The organism is Pseudomonas sp. Pseusp97, from assembly GCF_047304025.1.
Lineage (GTDB): Bacteria > Pseudomonadota > Gammaproteobacteria > Pseudomonadales > Pseudomonadaceae > Pseudomonas.
In genome coordinates this window covers 1-2,770 of record NZ_JBGLYK010000380.1, presented here as the reverse complement: position 1 = coordinate 2,770, position 2,770 = coordinate 1, and the positions used below count along the sequence as shown (strand labels likewise).

At 70.0% G+C, this 2,770-nt stretch carries 2 protein-coding genes; one reads left to right on the top strand and one right to left on the bottom strand.

Features of this window, described 5'->3' with window-relative positions; translation table 11 throughout:
- A partial coding sequence (locus tag ACCC94_RS29095; protein ID WP_413353050.1) for a condensation domain-containing protein occupies positions 1-2,523 on the bottom strand: 2,523 nt, incomplete at its 3' end.
- 22 nt (positions 2,524-2,545) lie between these two features.
- Here ACCC94_RS29095 and ACCC94_RS29090 point away from each other — a divergent pair.
- Positions 2,546-2,770 (top strand): hypothetical protein (locus tag ACCC94_RS29090; RefSeq protein ID WP_413353049.1); only part of this gene is annotated, 225 nt, incomplete at its 3' end.

Sequence of the window (2,770 nt, the reverse complement as noted above, 5' to 3'; positions counted from 1 at the left end):
GTGCAGCGCCGCCGGGTCGCGGTGCGCGCCGGGCGCGGCGACCACCAGCGCGGCTCCGGTCAGCAGCGGCCAGAAGAACTCCCACACCGACACGTCGAAACTGAACGGGGTCTTCTGCAGCACGCGGTCGGAGGCATCCAGCGCGTAGGCCTTCTGCATCCAGTTCAGGCGGTTTACCAGCGCGCGATGGCTGTTGCCAGCGCCCTTGGGCTTGCCGGTGGAGCCGGAGGTGTAGATCAGGTACGCCAGGTTCTGCGGGCTGCCGGCGATGGCCGGGTTCTGCTCGGAAGCGGTGGCGATCTGGCTCCACTGGCTGTCCAGGCAGATCATCTCGGCATTGCTCGCTGGCAGGCGCTGCAGCAGGTGCTGCTGGGTCAGCAGCAGGCCCACGCCGCTGTCGACGAGCATGTGTTGCAGACGCTCCTGCGGGTAGTCCGGGTCCATCGGCACGTATGCACCCCCGGCCTTGACGATGCCCAGCAGCGCCACCACCAGTTCCACCGAGCGCTCAGCAGACACGCCGACCAGCACGTCCGGGCCGACGCCCCGGCCGCGCAGCCAGTGCGCGAGCTGGTTGGCGCGGGCGTTGAGCTGGGCATAGCTCAGGCATTCGTCGCCGAATTGCAGAGCCAGCGCATCGGGGGTCGCGACGACCTGGCGCTCGATCAGATCCTGCAGCTGCACGTCGGCCGGGAATTCCGCCTCGGTGTCATTGAAGCGTTGCAGCAGCGCGTTGCGCTCGGCGTCGGCCAGTTGGCTGACCCGGCCCAGCGGGCGCTCGGCATCTTCCACCAGGGCCAGCAGCAGGCGCTCGAAGTGGCCGCGCAGCTGCTCGATCTGGCCCGCGCTCAGGCGGTCGGCGCGGTAGGTGTAGCGCACGTCCAGCTGTTCGCCCGCGCTCGCTACCAGGGCCAGGGCGTAGTTGGTACCGTCCACCGGATGGTGGCCCAGGATGCGCAGGTCGTCGTCGTTGGATGACGCCAGCGCCGCATCCATGGGGAAGTTCTCGAACACGATGATGCTGTCGAACAGAGCCTGCCCGCCGCGGCCGGCCCAGCGCTGGATGTCGTACAGCGGCGTGTGCTCGAACTCGCGCACGTCGAGGTTGAAGGCCTGCAACTCGCGCAGCCAGTCGCCGACGCGCTGGGCGTCATCCGGCGCCTGCAGGATCGGCAGGGTATTGATGAACAGGCCGAGGCTCTCCTCAGCCCCCGGCAGCGTGGCCGGGCGCCCCGCTACGGTGGCGCCGAAGGTCACGCTGCGCTGGCCGCAGTAGCGTTGCAGCAGCAGCGCCCAGGCGCCCTGCACCAGGGTGTTGAGGGTAATGCGCTGGGCCTGGGCGAAGCGTTGCAGCGGCGCGCTGTCGAGTCGGCTGCACACCTCACGCAGCGGCTTCTCGCGGAAGCCGGCACTGCAGGCGGTGGCCAGCAGGGTCGGCTCGTCGAAGCCCTTCAGGCGCTCGCGCCAGAAGCTCTCGCCCGCCGCGCCGTCCTGCGCGTGCAGCCAGCCGATGTAGTCGCCGTACTGCGCGGCCGGCGCCGGCAGCGCCTCGCCACGGTAGAGGGCGAGCACTTCGCCGATCAGCCGCGCGCTGCTCCAGCCGTCCAGCAGCAGGTGGTGGCAGGTCCAGACCAGGTGGTAGCGGCGCTCGCCCAGGCGCACCAGCGCCAGGCGTTGCAGCGGCGGCTTGGCGAGGTCGAAGCCGAGGTTGCGTTGGGCATTGGCAACGTCTTCCAACTGCTGTGCGCGAACCTGCTGGTCGCGCCAGTCGAAGGACTGCACCGGCAACTGCACTTCGCGCAGGACGAACTGCAGCGGCGCCGCATCGGCGCTGGCGAGGAAGCCGGTGCGCAGGTTGGCGTGGCGGGCGATGACCGCGCGCCACGCATCAAGGAAGCGCGCCTCGTCGAGTCCGTCCAGGTCGACGCGCAGCTGGTTGACATAGAGCGAGGAGCCCGGCACGTCGAGGGCATGGAACAGCATGCCCTGCTGCATCGGCGACAGCGGATAGAGGTCTTCCACGCCGGCCGGTAGCGGCAGCGCATCGAGCTGTTGCTGATCCAGCCCGAGCAGCGGCAACTCGGCAGCTTCCAGCTTGCGCGGGGTGTTCAGGCACCAGGCGACCAGTGCTTGCAGCTCGGCGCGCAGCTGGGCTTGCAGCTCATCGATGTCCGCCGCGTCGAACATGGCGCTGCTGTAGGTGACTTCCAGGCTCAGTTCGCCGCCCAGTACGCGGCCGGCGTAGACCAGCGCATTGCCCAGCGCAGCGTTCAGCGGCTGGCTGCGGCCCACGCCTTCGAAGGCCGGCAGGAAGTCGGCGTCGGCGAAGGCCTGGTCGAGCTGGCCCAGGTAGTTGAAGGTCACCTGCGGCGCCGGCAGGTCGCGCAGGCTGGCGGCGTGCTGGCTGAGATAGCGCAGCTGGCCGTAGCCGATGCCGGCGCGCGCCTTGTGTGCCTGGACCGGCGAATCCTCCGCGCTGGTGGAGATGGAAGGCCATGGCCGCGACGCCTTCGATGGCGACACGGCGCTGGACCTGAGCCGCTCCGTGGGCTGGTTCACCGCGCTCTATCCCGTCCGCCTGCACGCCGGTCCAGGCACACAAGGCGCGCGCCAGCGCGGTCAGCAGCAGGTCGTTGATCTGCAGGCGCTGCGCCTTCAGCGCCGGGCCGAGCAGCTGGCGGGTGATCTCGGCGTCGAGGCTGAAGCGCGCGTGGGCGGCTTGCTTCCAGGTGGCGGGGGCGTCGCTGCGAGCGCGGTTCAGGCGCGGCGC